This is a genomic window from Streptococcus timonensis (assembly GCF_900095845.1).
Lineage (GTDB): Bacteria > Bacillota > Bacilli > Lactobacillales > Streptococcaceae > Streptococcus > Streptococcus timonensis.
Window position 1 is genome coordinate 611,858 of the sequence record NZ_FMIX01000004.1, and the last position, 19,976, is coordinate 631,833.

22 protein-coding genes and 2 pseudogenes are annotated in these 19,976 nt (G+C 33.0%); 23 read left to right on the top strand and 1 reads right to left on the bottom strand.

Annotation, left to right across the window (positions count from 1 at the left end; genetic code table 11):
- The first annotated feature begins 8 nt into the window (after positions 1-8).
- From BQ2679_RS06535 to BQ2679_RS06645, 23 genes and pseudogenes are all read left to right on the top strand, one after another.
- Positions 9-602: a hypothetical protein gene (locus tag BQ2679_RS06535; RefSeq protein ID WP_075567433.1), complete on the top strand. Its 594-nt coding sequence runs from the start codon at positions 9-11 to the stop codon at positions 600-602.
- Positions 599-2,080, top strand: a complete 1,482-nt coding sequence (locus BQ2679_RS06540) for a nitroreductase family protein (RefSeq protein WP_075567434.1) — start codon at positions 599-601, stop codon at positions 2,078-2,080. Before BQ2679_RS06535 ends, BQ2679_RS06540 begins: the two co-directional genes overlap by 4 nt.
- Positions 2,073-2,687, top strand: a complete 615-nt coding sequence (locus tag BQ2679_RS06545) for a hypothetical protein (protein ID WP_075567435.1) — start codon at positions 2,073-2,075, stop codon at positions 2,685-2,687. Before BQ2679_RS06540 ends, BQ2679_RS06545 begins: the two co-directional genes overlap by 8 nt.
- Positions 2,688-2,696: 9 nt before the next feature.
- Positions 2,697-3,401, top strand: coding sequence for an ATP-binding cassette domain-containing protein (locus BQ2679_RS06550; RefSeq protein WP_075567436.1), 705 nt, complete (start codon positions 2,697-2,699; stop codon positions 3,399-3,401).
- A 3-nt stretch (positions 3,402-3,404) separates the two neighbouring features.
- The gene (locus tag BQ2679_RS06555; RefSeq protein WP_142324052.1) at positions 3,405-4,175 is read left to right on the top strand and encodes a hypothetical protein; all 771 of its coding nucleotides are present in this window, start codon (positions 3,405-3,407) and stop codon (positions 4,173-4,175) included.
- Between the two features lie 188 nt (positions 4,176-4,363).
- A complete protein-coding gene (locus BQ2679_RS10740; protein ID WP_142324053.1) occupies positions 4,364-4,537 on the top strand; it encodes a thiocillin family RiPP in 174 nt (57 codons plus the stop codon).
- Positions 4,538-4,574: 37 nt separating this feature from the next.
- Positions 4,575-4,754, top strand: coding sequence for a thiocillin family RiPP (locus BQ2679_RS06560; RefSeq protein WP_075567438.1), 180 nt, complete (start codon positions 4,575-4,577; stop codon positions 4,752-4,754).
- A 35-nt stretch (positions 4,755-4,789) separates the two neighbouring features.
- Positions 4,790-4,993, top strand: coding sequence for a thiocillin family RiPP (locus BQ2679_RS06565; RefSeq protein ID WP_075567439.1), 204 nt, complete (start codon positions 4,790-4,792; stop codon positions 4,991-4,993).
- A 492-nt stretch (positions 4,994-5,485) separates the two neighbouring features.
- Positions 5,486-5,930: pseudogene (locus BQ2679_RS10870) on the top strand (XRE family transcriptional regulator).
- 11 nt (positions 5,931-5,941) lie between these two features.
- Positions 5,942-6,708, top strand: a pseudogene (locus BQ2679_RS11100) (zeta toxin family protein).
- Between the two features lie 255 nt (positions 6,709-6,963).
- Entirely contained in the window at positions 6,964-7,647 is a 684-nt protein-coding gene (locus tag BQ2679_RS06580) for a LexA family transcriptional regulator (RefSeq protein ID WP_075567440.1), read from the top strand.
- A gap of 2 nt (positions 7,648-7,649) precedes the next feature.
- On the top strand, positions 7,650-9,065 hold the full coding sequence (locus tag BQ2679_RS06585) for a Y-family DNA polymerase (RefSeq protein WP_075567441.1): 1,416 nt from the start codon (positions 7,650-7,652) through the stop codon (positions 9,063-9,065).
- The gene (locus tag BQ2679_RS06590; protein ID WP_075567442.1) at positions 9,062-9,439 is read left to right on the top strand and encodes a hypothetical protein; all 378 of its coding nucleotides are present in this window, start codon (positions 9,062-9,064) and stop codon (positions 9,437-9,439) included. The genes BQ2679_RS06585 and BQ2679_RS06590 overlap by 4 nt, the downstream gene beginning before the upstream one ends.
- On the top strand, positions 9,417-9,707 hold the full coding sequence (locus tag BQ2679_RS06595; RefSeq protein WP_037606793.1) for a DUF5960 family protein: 291 nt from the start codon (positions 9,417-9,419) through the stop codon (positions 9,705-9,707). Before BQ2679_RS06590 ends, BQ2679_RS06595 begins: the two co-directional genes overlap by 23 nt.
- Positions 9,708-10,002: 295 nt before the next feature.
- A complete protein-coding gene (locus BQ2679_RS06600) occupies positions 10,003-10,359 on the top strand; it encodes an SAG1252 family conjugative relaxosome accessory protein (RefSeq protein WP_037606791.1) in 357 nt (118 codons plus the stop codon).
- 4 nt (positions 10,360-10,363) lie between these two features.
- Complete coding sequence (locus tag BQ2679_RS06605; protein WP_037606789.1) at positions 10,364-10,729, top strand: MobC family plasmid mobilization relaxosome protein; 366 nt, start codon at positions 10,364-10,366, stop codon at positions 10,727-10,729.
- Complete coding sequence (locus BQ2679_RS06610; protein ID WP_075567443.1) at positions 10,716-12,545, top strand: SAG1250 family conjugative relaxase; 1,830 nt, start codon at positions 10,716-10,718, stop codon at positions 12,543-12,545. The genes BQ2679_RS06605 and BQ2679_RS06610 overlap by 14 nt, the downstream gene beginning before the upstream one ends.
- Positions 12,546-12,648: 103 nt before the next feature.
- Positions 12,649-12,876 carry a helix-turn-helix domain-containing protein gene (locus BQ2679_RS06615; protein WP_037606785.1) on the top strand — a complete coding sequence of 76 codons (228 nt, stop codon included), beginning with the start codon at positions 12,649-12,651 and terminating at the stop codon, positions 12,874-12,876.
- Between the two features lie 269 nt (positions 12,877-13,145).
- Positions 13,146-13,415, top strand: a complete 270-nt coding sequence (locus tag BQ2679_RS06625; RefSeq protein ID WP_000450956.1) for a DUF3173 family protein — start codon at positions 13,146-13,148, stop codon at positions 13,413-13,415.
- Positions 13,387-14,574, top strand: a complete 1,188-nt coding sequence (locus BQ2679_RS06630) for a tyrosine-type recombinase/integrase (protein WP_075567444.1) — start codon at positions 13,387-13,389, stop codon at positions 14,572-14,574. The genes BQ2679_RS06625 and BQ2679_RS06630 overlap by 29 nt, the downstream gene beginning before the upstream one ends.
- 659 nt (positions 14,575-15,233) lie before the next feature.
- The gene (gene glyQ, locus BQ2679_RS06635) at positions 15,234-16,151 is read left to right on the top strand and encodes a glycine--tRNA ligase subunit alpha (RefSeq protein WP_075567445.1); all 918 of its coding nucleotides are present in this window, start codon (positions 15,234-15,236) and stop codon (positions 16,149-16,151) included.
- 212 nt (positions 16,152-16,363) lie between these two features.
- On the top strand, positions 16,364-18,400 hold the full coding sequence (gene glyS, locus BQ2679_RS06640; protein ID WP_075567446.1) for a glycine--tRNA ligase subunit beta: 2,037 nt from the start codon (positions 16,364-16,366) through the stop codon (positions 18,398-18,400).
- A 29-nt stretch (positions 18,401-18,429) separates the two neighbouring features.
- Complete coding sequence (locus tag BQ2679_RS06645) at positions 18,430-18,687, top strand: DUF896 family protein (protein WP_075567447.1); 258 nt, start codon at positions 18,430-18,432, stop codon at positions 18,685-18,687.
- A gap of 74 nt (positions 18,688-18,761) precedes the next feature.
- Here BQ2679_RS06645 and BQ2679_RS06650 read toward each other — a convergent pair whose 3' ends face one another.
- A complete protein-coding gene (locus BQ2679_RS06650; RefSeq protein ID WP_075567448.1) occupies positions 18,762-19,970 on the bottom strand; it encodes an NAD(P)H-dependent oxidoreductase in 1,209 nt (402 codons plus the stop codon).
- Positions 19,971-19,976: the final 6 nt, after the last annotated feature.

Sequence of the window (19,976 nt, forward strand, 5' to 3'; positions counted from 1 at the left end):
AATCATTTATGAAAATTATCGTTTCGGGAATCAGTACTGTACTTAATGAATTTTATAATGAAGCACAGAAAGTGTTTACTAATCAAGGTGATACCGTTTTGTATGAAGCTTATAAAATTGAAAAAAACTATTATGATAGTGACATATTGTTTCTTGTTTTTGATGGTATGCCATTAAATTTTTTTGAAAATCAAAGTATTTATAGTACTGGGATTATCATTCCGATTTTTATAGACTCTAGTAAATTTTACGTAGGCGGAATATTAAAGCAGTCTTATCATAAAGGGGAAGTTTGTGGGAAATGTATGCTTGGTAGAATGAAAGAATTTATTGGTGTTAGTCCGATGTATGATTGTATTTTTTCTCAAACTAATTTCAATCCAGTAATGGTTAGAAAAATAACTATTTATAATTTTATGAGAAGTCTTTTCTCATATATTATAAAATCAAACAACAAATTATGTCAAAACATCTTAGTATATTCTTTTGATATGAATACTTTTTTTACAAGTTATCAGATAGGATATACCAAGTGTCCTAATTGTGATTTTAATGATTATAACCAAATTGATAAATTATTCGACGAAATGGAGTTCTTATGATAAGCTTTTTTAATGATCCTATGGTAAAGTTCCCCAAATATCCGTTCTTGTTGCCAACTATTTCTATTTTTGAAGATTCTGGTTATATTTTTTATGGTTCTGTTGATGGGCCATTTAAACTTAATGGTAAGAAAACATATGAAGTTGTTTCAAAGATTATACCCTTAATCCGAAAGAAACATACTGTTTTTGAAATTATAGAAAAAACGTCTTTATCTGAAGATGTTGTATTCAAATTTCTACAGATTTTGTATATAAAATCATGTCTAGTAGATTATGTAGAGTATGAAAGGTTGAGTTTAAATGATAAAAATCTGCTGACTTCTTTGTCTCATCATAAGAATTATCGTTCCCTAGCTGATTATAAAGTCTCTTTAGAAAAAAGAAATATTTTTATTTCATCTCACTTTCAAAAACTTGTTTCCCGATTAGCTGCCCTGCTTACGGAGGTAGGCTTTAAGATTATAGATTCAGCCAATGAAATAGATGATGATACATTGATTTTATGTATTAACAATACTACAATTATTGAAAATTACTACCAAAATAATGAAGTGATTTATTTTGGAATTCAACGAGACTATTTACAAGTTGGTCCAGTTTTTTTTGATAAGGCAGTAAAACCGTCAATGTATATGCCAGACATTGATAGTAACAGTTTTATTAATGAATTGAATTGGTGTAGTCAAATAGCATCTATGATTATTAGTTTTTTTATGGAATGTAGCCAAACAATTCCCGTAGATCGATTTTATATTATTGATGCTAATGGAGAACTAAGTAGTACTACGAAAATTCCTTATTTTAAGAATTTTACTGGTGTAAATAAAATTGTAGCTGAATATGAAGATTCTTGTAAATTTCTTGCAACTAAATATCTTAATAAAAATAATCATTTGGTTCACTATAAAGATTCTAATTTAAAGCTAACATTTAACAATAATACTTCAAGTTTTTGGGAGAAGTTGCCTGTTGAACAAAAATTTAAATCTTCTAACATTGATAACCTTATAAAGAGTATTACTGATTTTAAAGAAAATAGTAATAAAAAATTTAGTCCAACTGGTGGCGCTCTAAATTCAACATTGTTATATATCATAAATTATGATGATGATGAGCTGTATGGTAGAGGAATCTATTATTATTCAAATATAGATAAATCCTATTATAGAATTAACGATAAAGTGGACAATCCGAGTATGGAGGAAATTCTTCGACATGATTCGCATCAGTATAAGTGTATTATCGTACCTGTAAGTGATATATCTGTTATTGCATCTAAATACAATGAATTCGCTTTTAAAGTTGCAAACTTGAATCTTGGAGTAGCTCTATCTTATATTTTTGAAAAAGCAAGTTCAAGTAACGTTTTGGTAGATATTATATTTGAATTTGATGAGGAGCAATTGCTAAAATGTTTTTCAACGACTAATAATAGTGAAAGTATTGGATATGCAGTGGGGATAAAAAATGATTAAAAAAATTGTACAAGAAACTAGAGTTTCTCTTGATAAAAAAAGATTATTACAATCATGCTTGTTTGAAGATAATTATGTAAATATTGGAGAACGATCTTTAAACTCAAGAGAATCTTTTAGAGAGTTTTCTAAGAGTGTAGCTCCAAAATCTACTTTAGAAGATCTAATGGATTATTATGAACATTTCAAACAAAACCTTTCTCTATTTTCTTTGAGTGAAGATGATGTAAGCTTTTGTTTCGTAGATAATAAATCAATGATTTCTAGAGAGAAAAAAATTTATAAAATTATTAATAATAATGTTGAAGAAATTATATCAGAAAGTTTGATTACTAAAGATTCGCTATATATACAAGAAGAAATGCACAATGCAACGGTTGTTATCTTTTTCTTGTGGAATACTCAAAATTTGGAAAACTTTGATACAGTTTTTTACAAGGATATTCTCTTTATCAGCGGATTTCTTGGACATCAGTTATCAATTTTAGCTACTCGAAAAGAAACTAGAGGAACAGTTTTTGCGGGAATTACACTTGTTGAATTTTTTGGTCTGACTAAGAATTCTTTGAATACCCAAATGCCAGTTTTCGCGTTTGCAGTAGAATAGGGGATAAAAATGGAAAAATTAGTTATATCTAATGTTGTTAAAACATACAAAGACACAGTTGCTTTAAGGGATGTGAATCTAGAATTGGAAAAAGGTAAGAGGTATTTTTTACTTGGAAAAAACGGATCAGGAAAATCTACTTTAATTGATTGTATCGCAGGGCATATAAGCTATACGGGCAGTATTACTTATAATAAAAAGGTTCAATTTTATAGAGAAATAGCTTATCAACCTCAGCATTTTAATATACTAGAAAATTTGAAAGTGTCAGAAGTAATCAATTTTTTTAAATCTTCGGTCTCGTCGTATCGGTTTGATCAGGAGCTCTATAATTTTCTTGAGATTGCTAATATTTTAAAGAAAAAGGTGAAATCTTTATCAGGTGGACAGCGTAAATCCCTATCAATATTCATTTCATTAGTAATGAATAAGAAAATTGTAATTTTGGATGAACCATTTTCAGAGTTGGATTTTGAAAAGAAAAAAGAACTCAGTCAGTACTTATCCCAAAATTATCTTGATAAATTATTCATTGTTATTAGTCATGAATTAGAGGATATGCAGTTATTCACGAGTGATTTGATAATTTTAGATAATGGTAATGTCAAGTGTTGTGGAGACTATAATAATCTGTTCTCTAACTATAAAGTAAATACCATAGAAGATTTATATTTTGCAATTACTGGGAAGACAATATATGAAAAGAGGATTTAAATATTGAAAAAAATATTACGGATGATTAAGTTTAGTTTTTTAGAAAATATGAGAAATTATGGAATCATTATCAGTTCAATTATTCCATCTACTGTATTTTTAATTGTTGGTTTAGCAATTAAAAATATATTAAATAATACAGATACTATAAGTTTGTTAATCTATGGGCAATTTTTACCTATGAGTTTGATGCTACTCGCTTTATCATTCTCTTTCACTTTAAACATTAGTAGTTTTACAGAAAAAAGACAAACAAATTTTTTTAATTTTTTATCACATACTGATGTTAGTAATCTAGAATTTTATATTGGTACTTTTGTAGCTATGCTCTTGTTGTTTAATGTATTCCAATTACCTCTTTTACTTTTGTTCTTATCAATAGTGAAAAATATGTATACTCACATTATCCCCCTTAGTATTGCTTCAAATATTATTTTTATAGTGATGTATCCATTAGGAATATTAATTTCCTTATTTATTAAGAGTGTGTCTAAAGTTAATGCAATCATGACACCTGTAAATTTGATATTGATGTTTTCAATCTCAATGCCAACTTTATTCGCTAGTTTATTAGGGAAGGAAGTCACGATATTTTACCCGTATCTTTTTTGGAATCCCCTGATAATTTTGAATGATTTTATTTTATTTGAAATGAATATAAGTGAAAAAATGTGGTTATCCAAAGAACTCTCTCTCTTTTTATTGTTTATCTTGTTTTTTGTATTCACTTTAGTGGTTTATTGTTTGGAAAAAAGAAGAATTCGGGAAATTTGAAAATATCCCCTATTAAAAAATAACTTATCTTACGATATAAATGTCCCCCGGTACTAGCAGGTTAAATTCTATTTTAACCTGCTAGTACCGGGGGAGATTAAAAATACGTGAATTGTAATTGAGAGCGGTGATAATCTTATGCAACAGTTAATGTATTTTTAAATTATAAAGAGAGGAGGAATAGAATAATGGAACATATTCTAGAAGAAATAAATCCATTTATTACTGAAGAACTTTTTTTGGAAGAACAGTTAGAAATGGATAATATGGCAGCTTCATGGGGCACTATTAGCTCAGCAAGTTCAGGTTCTTGTCCAGCATCAACGGTTGCTTCAGCTTCTTCAGCTTCTAGTATTGGGTAATAATGACATCAGAAAAATATTTTAGAAAAGGATAAAAATGGAAAATATTATTGATATTGAATTAGTAAGCTCAACGGACCTTTTTGTAGAGGAACAGTTGGAAATGGATAATATGGCTGGAACATGGGGTTCTGCTTCATCATTTTCCTCTGCATCGACTTTTGGAAGTTGTACAGCTACTGCTTCAAGCGCAGGCAGTGCATCGTCCTTCGGTTAGTTTGATTAATTTATCATAGAAAAAGGGTATTGAAAATGGAAAATATTTATAACACTACTATCTCTACTATTAATCCCAGTGTTATGGAAGATGTTTATATAGAAGAGCAATTTGATGAAGCGGAGCTAGCAGGTTTCACTACTGCGGGTTCATTTGCGACTGGAGGTAGCTTTGCATGTGCTGGTAGTTGCGGTAGCTCTATATCAACTGGTTCCTCAGTATCTACTGCAGGTAACTAATCTATTATGAAAAAAACATTTAGAACCCTAACGAGTGGGTTTGGAAATTCAGATGATGTTATTCGGCTAAGGCTTGACATAACTTCCTCTAACGGGTTTATAATAAGGTGGTCGAAGTAAAAGCTATTGTTGATGATCAAACTGGAGAAGTTAGATTATTTGTGGATCCAGACATGCTTAGGTAGCAATAACTAAATAAATATCTCCCCCTGGTTTGGCTACTTGAAGGTATTACTTTGATTTTTCTAATTATTTAATAGACCTATTAAATAATTTTGTTATAAAACTGTAAATTCAACTTAAAATTGAATTTTGAAACTGGGCAAAAACTCAATTTCAGGAGAAAATGAAGTAAATCTTTCCACAATAAAACGTATAGTATCAAGGTTTTAACACTTGATATTATGCGTTTTTTTGATTTTAAAGATTTTTTACCCAGTCTCCATGATTTCTAAATGTTGCAATAGTATTATAAAGTAAAAAGAAATTGCCATGGTTGGAGACCATATCAAATCTTTACGAAAGTCACTTGACATGACACAACCATAATTTGCACGAATTTGGGATACTTTATGCAATACCATTAGTCGTTACTAGAACGGTACAAGTCTAATTTTAGCAGAACTGATATTATAGTATTTGCCAGAAGTTCAACGTATCCTCCGTAGATATTATGGGTGGAGAAAAGATGTTAAATACAGTTGAAGATTACGAACTGACTTTAATCAAGGAATGTGGGAGGAATATCTTAACTCGACTTTATCGTTATCAATACATTCAATATATTTCCTTTGATGATGTGACTAATCCGTGGATTTTGATGAATGATGACATGTCTGTTATAGTGAATACCAACATCTATCTGCTGTCTACTTTAGAAGAACTGCAACGTTACAGTAGATGTATCGTGTACATGCTAAAAAAATCAGAAAAGTGAATGGTAGCTTAATGAATTTACATGATTATAGTGAGAATGAGTTTGCCCGTGCCGTAGATCGCAATATTCGAATACTAATGAAAGGATAGTAAATGTGCCAAAATCCAATAGTTATCTTACTACGTGGACAATGCGAAGTATAAAGACAACTGTTTATTATATCAAACTTAAAGAGTTTCAGGGCAATATAATCATTATTGATGGTTATAATTTTGGAGCGCAGCATCCACATTATCTGAATCTCCAATAATTTATGGAAAGGATAGTATTGAAAACACCAAACGATTTTCAGGTAAACTGGTGGATTCCTTTGTAGAAAAATTAAGTGATATGAGCTATAATCTTTTAATCAAGGTAAACTTGCGAACGGTTGACGAACCAAAGAACTAACAGAATTATTGAAAAGTAAGAGGATAATGTTCAATTAGATTTAATCACCACAAAATCTGAACTGTTCAATTATAGCATACTTATCTAAAATAAAGGACTATATGCTATTAATTTCGACTAGACACGAGCGAATACTAGAGAACTTCATGACCTAATAGTGAACAGTATCGTTGATAATACACGACAACTGGAAGAATTAGCTATCTTTGAAAGAATTCAAATTTATCAAAGAGATAGAAGTTGTGTATATGATTCAAAAGAAGATAAGACTTCAGCAGCAGATATTCTTCAAGACTTACTGTTTGGCGAGTGGAGTCAGGTAGAGAAGAATATGCTTAAATTAGGAGAAGAAAGATTGAAAGATTTAACTAATCGAAATGGTTGTTAGATCATGAGTTTTAAAATATAGTCTATTGGATCGTCATTAAAAAAATAACGATCCTTTTTTTATTTTCTATTTTTTCTGGTTCTTTATCTTTTTCAAAAGTTATAACTTTCTTAAGTGATGGTTTCCTAACAATGTAAGTACAAATTAAGCACAGTTTATGATTATTTTAAATCTTGGGGGGTTATTAAACTCTTGATTTTTTCAACAAGCTATGGTATTCTTTTGTTAGTTAATAAACTTACAAAAGGAGAACAAATGTTTTCACCTACTAAATTAAAAGAAAAAAGAGAAAGTCAAGGATTATCTCAATCTCAACTTGCATCCAGTTTGGGAATTAGTAGAGCTTCGTACTTTAATTGGGAATCAGGTAAAACAAAACCGAATCAAAATAATCTAAGCAAATTGAGTGAGATTTTGAATGTAGACCCTCGATATTTTGAATCAGAGTATGAAATAGTAGAAACCTATCTCAAACTAACGGAAAGGAATCAAGAAGCAACACTTCATTATGCTAAAGAACTGCTGAACAATCAAAACTTCAAAGTTTTAGAAGTTTCTGAACGATTTGCTTATAAGGTCTATGAAAAATTATCAGCTGGTACAGGAACAGCTTATTTTGATGATGGTAATTACGATACAGTTTACTTCAATCATCAATTTGATTATGACTTTGCATCATGGGTGTTTGGTAATTCAATGGAACCGACATATGAAAATGGTTCAGTTGCTCTTATTAAGCAAACAGGATTTGATTATGACGGAGCTATTTATGCGATAGATTGGGATGGTCAAACTTATATAAAGAAAGTTTATCGTGAAGAAAATGGGCTTCGTTTAGTTTCACTCAATCGGAACTATTCAGATAAGTTTGCGCCATATGATGAGAATCCTCGCATTATAGGGAAAATCATTGGGAACTTTATGCCTTTAGAGGACTAAGTATGAGTTGGTTTGATTATAGTCTCGAACCTAAAAGTGACATTGCCTTTATTGATATGAAATCTTTTTACGCAAGTGTAGAATGTGTAGATAGAGGATTACACCCACTTAAGACTTCGCTTTGTGTTATGAGCCGTGCAGATAATTCTGCTGGTTTAATCCTTGCTTCCTCTCCTATGTTTAAAAAGGTATTTGGGAAATCAAATGTTGGACGTTCCTATGATTTACCATTTGATATAAAGACTCGAAAATTTTCTTACTATAATGCTAGAAAACAAGGCTTACCGACAACGATAGATTATGTCCGTTATATTGAGGAATGGGCAAAATCAACTGTGATTGTTCCTCCGAGAATGGATACTTATATTGAAGTCAATATGGATATTCAAAAAATCTTTCAAGATTTTGCGGCACCAGACGATATTTATCCCTATTCAATTGATGAAGGATTTATTGATTTAACCAGTTCATTAAATTATTTTGTGTCAGATAAAAGTATTGGACGGAAAGATAAGTTAGATATCATTTCAGCTGCAATGCAAAAAAAGATCTGGAGAAAAACAGGAATCTATTCTACGGTAGGTATGTCTAATGCCAATCCCTTATTAGCTAAGTTGGCACTTGATAATGAAGCTAAAAGAACTCCGACAATGAGAGCCAATTGGTCCTATGAAGATGTTGAAAAGAAAGTATGGACTATTCCTAAAATGACAGATTTCTGGGGAATTGGAAATCGAATGGAGAAGAGATTACATAATCTAAGTATCTTTTCGATTAAAGAATTGGCACAGGCTAATCCAGACTTGATAAAAAAAGAGCTTGGCATTATGGGTCTAGAGTTATGGTTTCATGCCAATGGGATTGACGAAAGCAATGTTCATAAACCATATAAGCCGAAGTCAAAAGGGATAGGGAACTCGCAAGTTTTACCTAGAGATTATGTAAAGCAAAGAGATATTGAAATTATACTTCGTGAAATGGCAGAACAAGTTGCGGTTAGATTGAGAAGAGCAGGTAAAAAAGCAACAGTCGTTTCTATACACTTAGGGTATTCTAAAGTGGAACAGAAGAGATCTATTCATACTCAAATGAAGATTGAGCCGACCAATCAAACAGCACAACTGACAAACTACGTTTTAAAGTTATTTCATACTAAATATACTTCAGGTGCAATCAGGAATGTTGCAGTTAACTATTCAGGTTTAGTAGACGGATCTTTTGGATTGATTTCATTGTTTGATGATATTGAGAAAATAGAAAAAGAAGAAAGGCTCCAGTCCGCAATCGATGCTATTCGAACAGAATTTGGTTTTACTTCATTATTGAAAGGAAATGCCCTAGACCAGGCTTCTAGAACAATTGCAAGGAGTAAACTCATCGGAGGACATTCAGCTGGAGGATTAGATGGGCTAAAATGATAAATCGTTCTTATTTACCTTTTTTGTCTGCAAGAGAGTATCAAGATCGTGGAATGGCTAAGTGGATGGGATTCTTTTTGTCAGAGCATTCAAGTTCTCTTTGGGAAGAAAAAAATAAAGATGATATCTCCATTTCCCTATCAATGGAAGAGAAAGTTCTATTTGTTCGTCAACTTTATACGAATGTATTCCCTGCAACTTTTGTTTTTAAGCATTCAAGTAGAAGAAAAGTAGTATCAGGTATTGTAAAAGAAATTAGAAAAGAGTCTATATCTATTAAAACAGACACTGGTTTTCTACGATTAAAATGGGAAGATATACTCGATATTCAGATAGAAGGAGAGAGTCTAGATGAATCGGAAAGAATTATATGATGATAAATTGCAACTAGATTATTTTTCGGATTCTTATTTACGGTTTGAATCAGATTTTTACAAGTATTCAGCTTTAGATATACCATTAACATTTATCACTGATGACATTTTACGCACAATGGCTATGTCTCAAAAACATTATTTTAAACTTAATAAAAGCAAATCTTTAGACGGTCGTGATCATTACTTTGTTTTTTCTATCAAGATGAACAAAGACAGTAGTGGCATTAGACAGTATGAATATCAGAGACATTGTTTTAATTTGTAAGAGTCCGACAGGGCTCTTTTTCTGTGATAATTTTATCAAAAAGTATTTGTTATACTTTTTTTTAATTTAGATTTATCTTGGGGGTTTGGGGGCGTGCCACCACATTGTCATATCGTTTGTTTTTTTGAACCGTGAGGTTTGAAATGGCAGACGATATGATATTTGGGATATTGTGGACACAATATCTGAGCTCGCAAAGCCTTACAAAAATGTTGAATCTATTTTGTAAAACGTACTGACAGTGTCTGTAAGCTTACATTGTCAGTACAGGTATCAATGAAGGAGGAAAAATCATGTGAAAAGAGATATACGTAGTATTCGGAAACAATTTCGCTTAACAGAAACGGAAGAAAAACAAATACTAGATTTAATGAGAGAGAAAGGAGAGGATAATTTTTCTGATTTTCTCCGTAAAAGCTTACTATTGTCTAATGGACAAAAACAGATAGAAAAATGGTTCAACCTTTGGAAAAAACAAAAGTTGGAACAAATTAGCCGTGATGTTCATGAAGTATTCATAATTGCTAAAACAAATCATCAGGTTACTCACGAACATGTTTCTATTTTGTTAACTTGTATTCAGGAATTAATTAAAGAGGTAGAAAAAACAGGTTCTCTTAGTGAAGATTTTCGTAACAAATACATGAGGTAGTAGAGTGGAGCACCGATATAGAACAAATTTAAAAAAAGTCTTTTTATCTGACCTAGAATTAGTCAAATTAAATGAAAATATCTCAAAAAGTAACTGCTTATCATTCTCAGAATATGCTAGACGAACTCTACTAGATCCTGGTATAAATTTTATCACCATTGATACAAATAGTTATCAAGATTTGATTTTTGAATTAAAACGAATCGGAAATAATATTAATCAAATAGCTAGAAGCATAAATTATTCGAATTTAATAACGGAAGTTGAATTAAATGAGTTGAGAAAAGGTATAGAAGAGTTAATAGTAGAAGTGGAGAAAGATTTTCTTATTCGATCTGAAAAATTGAGGAAATTTTATGGTCATCACTAAACACTTTGCGATTCATGGAAAAAATTATCGTAGTAAACTAATCAAATATATTTTGAATCCAAGTAAAACAAAAAATCTAACACTAGTTTCAGATTTTGGTATGAGAAATTATTTAGATTTTCCTAGTTATAAAGAACTAGTGAAGATGTACAATGATAATTTTTTAAGTAATGATACTCTTTATGAATTTCGTCATGATAGGCATGAAGTAAATCAACGAAAAATTCATTCTCATCACATCATTCAGTCCTTTTCTCCAGATGACCATCTCACTCCTGAACAAATCAATCGAATTGGTTATGAGACAGCTAAAGAGTTGACAGCAGGTAGATTTCGTTTTATTGTAGCAACTCATGTCGATAAAGATCATATCCACAATCACATCATCCTAAATTCAATTGATCAGAATTCTGATAAAAAATTTCTATGGGATTATAAAGCAGAACGTAATCTAAGAATGGTTTCAGATCGTCTTTCAAAAATTGTAGGCGCAAAAATTATAGAAAATCGTTATTCTCATCATCAGTATGAAGTTTATCGCAAAACAAATTACAAATATGAAATAAAACAACGAGTATATTTTCTAATCGAGAACTCGAAAAATTTTGAAGATTTCAAGAAAAAAGCAAAAGCTTTACATTTAAAAATTGATTTTAGACACAAGCATGTTACTTTTTTTATGACTGATTCAAATATGAAACAAGTCGTACGTGATAATAAATTGAATAGAAAACAACCTTATAATGAAACATATTTTAAGAAAAAGTTTGTTCAAAGGGAAATAATAAACATCTTAGAATTTTTGCTTCCAAAAATGAAGAATATGAATGAATTGATTCAACAAGCAGAATTTTTTGGCTTAAAAATAATTCCGAAAGCAAAACATGTTCTATTTGAGTTTGATGGGATTAAGCTTTCAGAGCAGGAATTGGTAAAATCGAATCAGTATAGTGTTAGTTATTTTCAAGACTATTTTAATAACAAAAATGAAACTTTTGTCTTAGATAATAACAATTTAGTTGAGCTTTACAATGAAGAAAAGCTAATTAAAGAAAAAAAGTTGCCGACAGAAGATGTGGTATGGAAATCCTATCAAGATTTCAAGAGAAATAGGGATGCTGTTCATGAGTTTGAAGTAGAGTTGAATCTTAATCAAATAGAAGAAGTAGTAGACGATGGAATTTACATTAAGGTACAGTTTGGTATCCGACAAGAAGGACTTATTTTTGTACCAAATATTCAAATCACTATGGAAGAAGAAAAAGTTAAAGTATTTCTCAGAGAAACTAGTTCTTACTATGTATATCATAAAGATTCAGCAGAAAAAAATCGCTTTATGAAAGGTAAAACTTTGATTAGACAATTTAATCTTCAGTATGAAACGCAGTATATGTATAGAAGAATTTCTCTTAGCAAAATTAAAGAAAAAATAGAACAATTAGATTTTCTTATATCTGCGGAAAATAGTTCGAATGATTTTGAAGATATAACAAATGATTTCATTGCCCAAATATCATATCTAGAGAATATGATTGAACAAGTCCAAAATAAAATTGATGATTTAACTAATTTAGAGGAAGTATTGTTGAATAATACGACAAATAGTTCTAGCAATTTAGAAAATAGTATTCAAGGTAAAAGTTCAGTAGATACAATAGAGAAGGATTTATGCATATATAAAGGAAAGATTGAAACACTGAAGGAACAACACAGAGAAGCAATAAATTTATTTGAAATGTTTAATAAAACAATAAAGAAATATAAGAAAAAACAAAATATGAAATCTAACAAGGAAAAAGAGATACATATAGAGTAAATACTTTCCTAATAAGTATGTATAAAAGACTTTCGTGTGCCAATTTGTCACATTTCATAAAATAAGAAATCAACTATACTATACTTATTTTAGGAGACATTAGATGTTGAAAAGGATTAGAGATTTACGCGAGGATACTGATTTGACACAAGAGTATGTTGCAAAAACAATCTTAAATTGTACAAGATCAGCATATTCTAAAATGGAATCAGGTACCAGATTAATCTCTATAGATGACCTTATCAAACTTGCAGATTTTTATAATGTAAGTTTAGATTACCTTGTAGGTCGAGTGGATAATAAAGAAGACCATTACTCCAAAAAGTATTAGGTTAAGAAAGCACATTGACAATTGAATAGTCCAAAATGGTACTTTCCTCATTTGTGGAGCAGTTTTGAATGGCTCGCCATGATAAGAGCGATATTAAAACCATCAATAAAATAGAGCGATACTTTATATGCCATGATACAAATGATATACAATGATACTTCTGACCGTTCAGGCTGCCACCGTAAAAGAGCAGCAAGTGAAATTCTTATGATGACTTCATCAGTCATGCCATGGAGGTGAAAAAATCTAAGAAAGGAAGTAGTAAAATCATGGAAACAGTAAACTATAAAGATTTAGTTGCGATTGGTTTTCCAGAGCACACATCGAGAAATATTATTAGACAAGCAAAAAAGATTGCGGTAAAAAAGTTTGAAGAAGCTAGAAAAAATGATAAGAATGCGGTACAATTAGGATGTTCACCTTTCGATAATAAAAGGTTAGGCATTGCTCCTAAAAATATTGTAGAAAATTTAATTGGTATTTCTTTTTCAGATATAGAAGGTGAGAAAAATGGTTATATCAAAGACAAAGAAATATAAAGGTGTATACAAAGATTCAAAAGGAAAAATTTATTTTCAAATTGAATTAGGAGTTGATCCAATAACTGGGAAAAGAATTCAAAAGAAAGGAAGGAAAAATCAACAGGGACTACCGTTTAATTCTTTTAAGGAAGCATATGAAGAGATACTTCGTTTAAAACATGAATTTGTGAACTCTACTATTAATAATAGTTTTCTAACTTTTAGAGAGTTTATGGAAGAGATTTATTTAAAATATTATCAACAAAAAGTTCAATTTGTAACTTATCAAACCGCTTTACCACATCATCAGTTATTTATTAAGCAATTTGGTAGTAAAAAATTATCAGATATTAGTACTATTGACTGTGAAAGATTTCGCTTAGCTATTATAGACAAGTATTCTAGTAACTATGCTAAAAATATGTGGTCTAGATTTAAAGCATGTCTGGGCTATGCAGAAAGATTGGGTTATATTGATAGAGTTCCTTTTAAAGGATTAGATAATCCTAGAGGAAAGCACCCTGATACAAAATTTTGGACATTTGATGAATTTAAGAAGGTAATAAACTCTTTTGATATTAGTGAGTATGAGGGACTCCATAATTACATGACGATCTGGTTATATTTTATGACTGGTTTAAGAGTTAGTGAGGGTATTGCTCTTAAATGGGAAGATATTGATTTTGAACGTAAATGGATTCATGTTCATTCGACGATTGAGAAGGATAAAAACGGTGTATGGTATGCTAAACAACAAACAAAGACAGTAGCAGGGAATCGTAAAATTGATTTAGATGATTTTACGATTACAATACTTAAAAAATGGCGAGAAGTTCAAATCAAGAATAATGATAAAGATTATGTAATATCACGTTTTGGTGCCCCCTTGTGTAAGTCTACAATTTCTAGGATAATAAAAAGGCATGCTAAGATTACTGGTGTACCAGAAATTACGGGGAAAGGATTAAGACATAGTCATGCATCTTATCTTATAAATGTGTTACATAAGGATACTTTATATGTTTCATATCGATTAGGACATGCTGATAAGTCAACCACGTTGAATACATATAGTCATTGGTATTATTCAGGTGATTCAACAATTTCAGAAGAGATTACAAGCAGTTTAGATAATCTTGGATTATCAATTTACCTACCAAATTCCTGCCAGAGTTGAAAATTGAGGAATTAACCCACTAATACTGGGAGAAAATAGGATTTGCAAATTATTACTCTTAAATAATAGAGCGACTACATTTGTAGCTTAAAAACATGATTAAACCGCTATTCTTAGGAGTAGCGGTTTTTTTCTTTTTGTTCAAAAAGGGGCAAAAAAGGGACAACGATGTTAAATTGGTGTGTCTAGTTTAGATGATTTAGAAAAGATTCCTTATGAAAATAATTTACTTTTGAATTTCATTTTGTTATAATAGACCCAAGAAAGAATATCTTATCAGTAGATCCTAAGCGAGCCTGTGGTAGTGGGAGTCAGGTGGTTGAGAGATAAGTGTGGCGCTTTTGGTATTTTTTAAAAAATAATGAAGTAATAAATTAGGGTGGAACCGCGTTTCTGACGCCCCTAGGTCACACGACTTAGGAGCGAAGACACGGTTCTTTTTGTATTCTAGGTCGCAAGAAATCATTTTAAATTAAGGAGTATTCAATGTCTAAGAAATTAACATTTCACTGTGTCAGTGGCAGAGACCTCCTTACAGTCGGACTGCCCCACGCTCATCACTAGGTTGCCTGAGCTAGACGCAGTACTAACTCGTCTTGCCTCGTATAATCGACGAGGCAGACTCGTGTCGCAAGAAATTATAGAAAAAGGAGAAAACAATGTCTAAAAAATTGACTTTCCAGGAAATTATCCTTACTTTACAACAATACTGGAATGATCAGGGTTGCATGCTGATGCAGGCTTATGATAATGAAAAGGGTGCAGGTACAATGAGTCCTTACACTTTCCTTCGTGCTATTGGTCCTGAGCCATGGAATGCGGCTTATGTAGAGCCATCACGTCGTCCTGCTGACGGTCGTTACGGAGAAAACCCAAATCGTCTCTACCAACACCACCAATTCCAAGTGGTTATGAAGCCATCTCCATCAAATATCCAAGAGCTTTACCTTGAGTCTTTGGAAAAATTAGGTATCAATCCATTAGAACACGATATCCGTTTCGTTGAAGATAACTGGGAAAACCCATCAACTGGTTCTGCTGGTCTTGGTTGGGAAGTTTGGCTTGACGGTATGGAAATCACGCAGTTCACATACTTCCAACAAGTCGGTGGTTTGCCAACTGGTCCTGTTACTGCTGAGGTAACCTATGGGCTAGAACGTTTGACTTCCTACATCCAGGAAGTAGATTCTGTTTATGATATCGAATGGGCTCCAGGAGTTAAATATGGAGAAATCTTCCTTCAACCAGAATACGAACACTCAAAATACAGCTTTGAAGTTTCTGACCAAGATATGCTTCTTGAAAACTTCGAAAAATTTGAAAAAGAAGCAGGACGTGCTTTGGAGTTGGGTCTGGTTCACCCTGCCTATGACTATGTTTTGAAATGTTCACATACTTTTAACTTGCTAGATGCTCGTGGAGCAGTATCCGTTACAGAACGTGCCGGTTACATTGCTCGCATCCGTAACCTGGCCCGTGTCGTAGCTAAGACCTTCGTTGCAGAACGTAAGAAACTCGGCTACCCACTTCTTGACGAAGCTACACGCGCAAAACTTCTAGCAGAAGAGGAAGAATAGACAGAATTACAGGAATAAATGACTGAAAGTCGACCGTAGGTCGCTAAATAAAACAAGACCTCTGTAGTGAAAGTCGGATAAGAAGTTTCTTATCCGACTGGGGAACTGACTAGACTTAAGGCTTGACAGTTAGCAATGAAACCGAAGGTTTGCTTGCGTCCCCCACTACTAAAGGTCTTGTTGAAGAACATTAATTGTGTAAAGGAAGAAACATGACAAAAAACTTATTAGTAGAACTAGGACTCGAAGAGTTACCAGCCTACGTTGTCACACCAAGTGAAAAACAACTGGGTGAAAAAATGGCAGCCTTCTTGGATGACAACCGCCTTTCATATGAAGGGATTCAAACATTTTCAACTCCTAGACGTTTAGCAGTCCGGGTACTTGGATTGGCAGACCAGCAGACTGATTTGACTGAAGATTTTAAAGGACCTTCTAAGAAAATTGCTTTGGATGCAGAAGGAAACTTTTCTAAAGCAGCAGAAGGGTTTGTTCGTGGAAAAGGATTGACTGTAGAAGATATCGAATTCCGTGAAATTAAAGGGGAAGAATATGTTTATGTAACGAAACATGAAGCAGGAAAGCCAGCTAAGGATGTTTTGGTAGGTGTCGCAGATGTTTTAGCTGGCTTAACATTCCCAGTTAGCATGCATTGGGCAAATAACAGTTTTGAATATATCCGTCCAGTGCATACATTGATAGTCCTATTGGATGAAGAAGCTCTTGATTTGGATTTCTTGGATATTCACTCTGGACGAGTTAGCCGTGGACATCGTTTCTTGGGTCACGATGTAGAAATTCAGCATGCAGATACTTATGAGAGTGACTTACGAAAGGTATTTGTTATTGCAGATAGCACTGAGCGTGAAAATATGATTCGTGAGCAGATCAAGACTATTGAAGCAGAAGAAGGAGTTAAAGTTCAAATTGAGGAAGGACTTTTAAACGAAGTCTTAAACTTGGTCGAATATCCAACTGCTTTTATAGGTAATTTTGATCCTAAGTACTTAGAAGTTCCAGAAGAAGTTTTGGTTACTTCAATGGAAACTCATCAACGTTATTTTGTTGTCCGTGATCTTGATGGAAACCTAAGACCAAACTTCATTTCAGTTCGTAACGGAAATGCTGAACACTTGGGAAATGTCATTCGAGGAAATGAGAAAGTCTTGGTTGCCCGTTTGGAAGATGGAGAATTCTTCTGGCGTGAAGACCAAAAACTCAAGATTGAAGATTTAGTTGCTAAACTTTCACATGTTACCTTCCATGAAAAGATTGGTTCTCTTCGTGAACACATGATTCGTACAGGGCAGATTGCTATCCTGCTAGCAGAAAAAGCTGGTTTATCAGTTGATGAATCTATTGATCTTGCTCGTGCTGCTGCCATTTATAAGTTTGACCTCTTGACTGGTATGGTCGGTGAGTTTGATGAATTGCAAGGAATCATGGGTGAGAAGTATGCTCTTCTTGCAGGTGAAAATGCTGCAGTGGCGCAAGCTATTCGAGAGCACTATCTTCCAGATTCAGCTGACGGAGTTCTTCCTGAATCTAAAGTTGGAGCAATTCTTGCACTAGCCGATAAATTAGATACTCTCTTATCTTTCTTCTCTGTTGGTTTGATTCCATCTGGTTCAAACGACCCTTATGCCCTTCGTCGTGCAACACAAGGGATTGTTCGAATCTTAGAGGACTTCGGTTGGCATATTCCAATGGACGAGTTGATTGCGAGTCTTTATGCTTTATCGTTTGATAGTTTAACTTACGATAACCAAGAAGAGGTACTTAACTTCATCAAAGCTCGTGTTGATAAGATGATGGGTTCTACTGCAAAAGATATTAAAGAAGCTGTTCTGGCAAGTTCAAACTTTGTTGTTTCTGATATGATTGCAGCCGCAGAAGCTCTTTCAGAAGCTGCGAAAACTGAAGATTACAAATCATCAGTTGAGTCATTATCTCGTGCCTTTAACCTAGCAGAAAAGGCAGAAGGTTCAGTCAAAGTTGATGCAAGTCTCTTTGAAAATGACCAGGAAAAAGAATTAGCTCAAGCAGTAGAAAAACTTGAATTGAAAGGTTCAGCAAGTGATAAATTAGATCAACTATTTGGTCTTAGCCCAGTTATTGATGCTTTCTTTGATAACACTATGGTTATGGCTGAAGATCAGAAGGTTAAGAATAATCGTTTGGCTATTCTAGCTGAACTTGTCAATAAAGCAAAAACAGTGGCTGCTTTTAATCTTCTTAATACAAAATAGTAATTGAAAAGTAGATTGGAGATCCAAATATGACACCAGAAAAAATCGCTCGTATTAATGAGCTTGCTAGAAAGAAAAAAACAGAAGGCTTGACTGCGGAAGAAAAAGTAGAACAAGCCAAACTTCGTGAAGAATACATCGAAGGTTATCGTCGTGCAGTTCGTCATCACGTTGAAGGAATCAAAGTGGTGGATGAAGAGGGTAATGATGTCACTCCAGAAAAACTTCGTCAGGTCCAACGTGAAAAAGGTTTGCACGGAAGAAGTTTGGATGATCCGAATTCTTAGATTGAAAAACTCGGTTAGATTTATCTAACCGAGTTTTTATGTAAAGATGAAGCTAAATGTAGTTGACAATATAACTATTTGCTTGCTCCAGAAGTTGCGTCTGCACTATTATTAGAAGATTCAGCTCCGCTACCATGGTTTGTTGATGGGGGAACAGATCCGTTACCAGCGACTAGCCGTTGACCAGTTTCTTGTAGGTACCAGTCAAGCCATGGTTGGAAATTAAATACGATTTCGTTAATTCCTGCATATGATCCGTCAGGATAGTACATAGCTTGGTAGTTGTGAGTATTAATGACACCAGCTGGAGAACCTGGAACAATGGTACGTACGTATTCTTGGTTTCCATTGCGAAGTGTACCGATAACCCACTCTACATTTTTCATACGTGCGGGTGGTAGTGAACCATGGATTGTTGACATTCGGCCACCTGATTGGGAAGGAACTCGCTTCGCAAACATAGTATTAGGGTCTTGATGAACATTGTTGTAGTAAAGGAATTGGTTGTTATCATCAGCATATGTCAATTCGAAAGGCATAGCTTTCAAGAACATATCAATTTGGTTTACTGTAAGAATACCATGGTCAAGTTTGACGTATGTATCACCTGAAACAGCACCTGTAATTTCTGCAACTTTTTCTACCCATTCTGGATCATCTGGGTCAACTTCTGTGATAGTTGTGGCAATTGGTTTTCCACAATCCAAGTCTTCTGGTTCAATTGGTTTTGGTTTTTTCAATTTTGAAACGACTCCTACGTATTTGACAAAATTATCCAAGCAAGTTTCGAGGAATTTTACAGTTCCTTCGTTGGTGATGTTTCCATCGTTATCGAAAGCTTCTTTAGCTTTTCCAAGAAGGAATTCATTTCCTGGTAATGTGTATGCATTTACTCCTGGTGCATCTAGAATCTTTCGTAGATGAACTTGGGCACGTGAAGTACCTTGGTCGTAGTATGATGCTCCCACAATCATAACAGGTTTGTTTTCAAATGGATGAACTTCGTATGAAAGCCATTCAAGGACTGACTTAAGTGAAGCAGAAATAGTGTGGTTGTGCTCAGGAGTGGCGATGATGACACCATCAGCACGTGTAATCTTGTTATACAAGAAACGCAATTGGAAACTTTCATCCCATTTTTCGTCTTGGTTAAACATTGGAACTTCATCGATTTCCAAAACTTCTAGTTCAAATTTAAATTTAAACTGACGGCGGATGAACTCCAAGAGTTTGCGGTTATATGATTGATCGTAGTTTGATCCAACAAGTCCAACAAATTTCATTCTTTC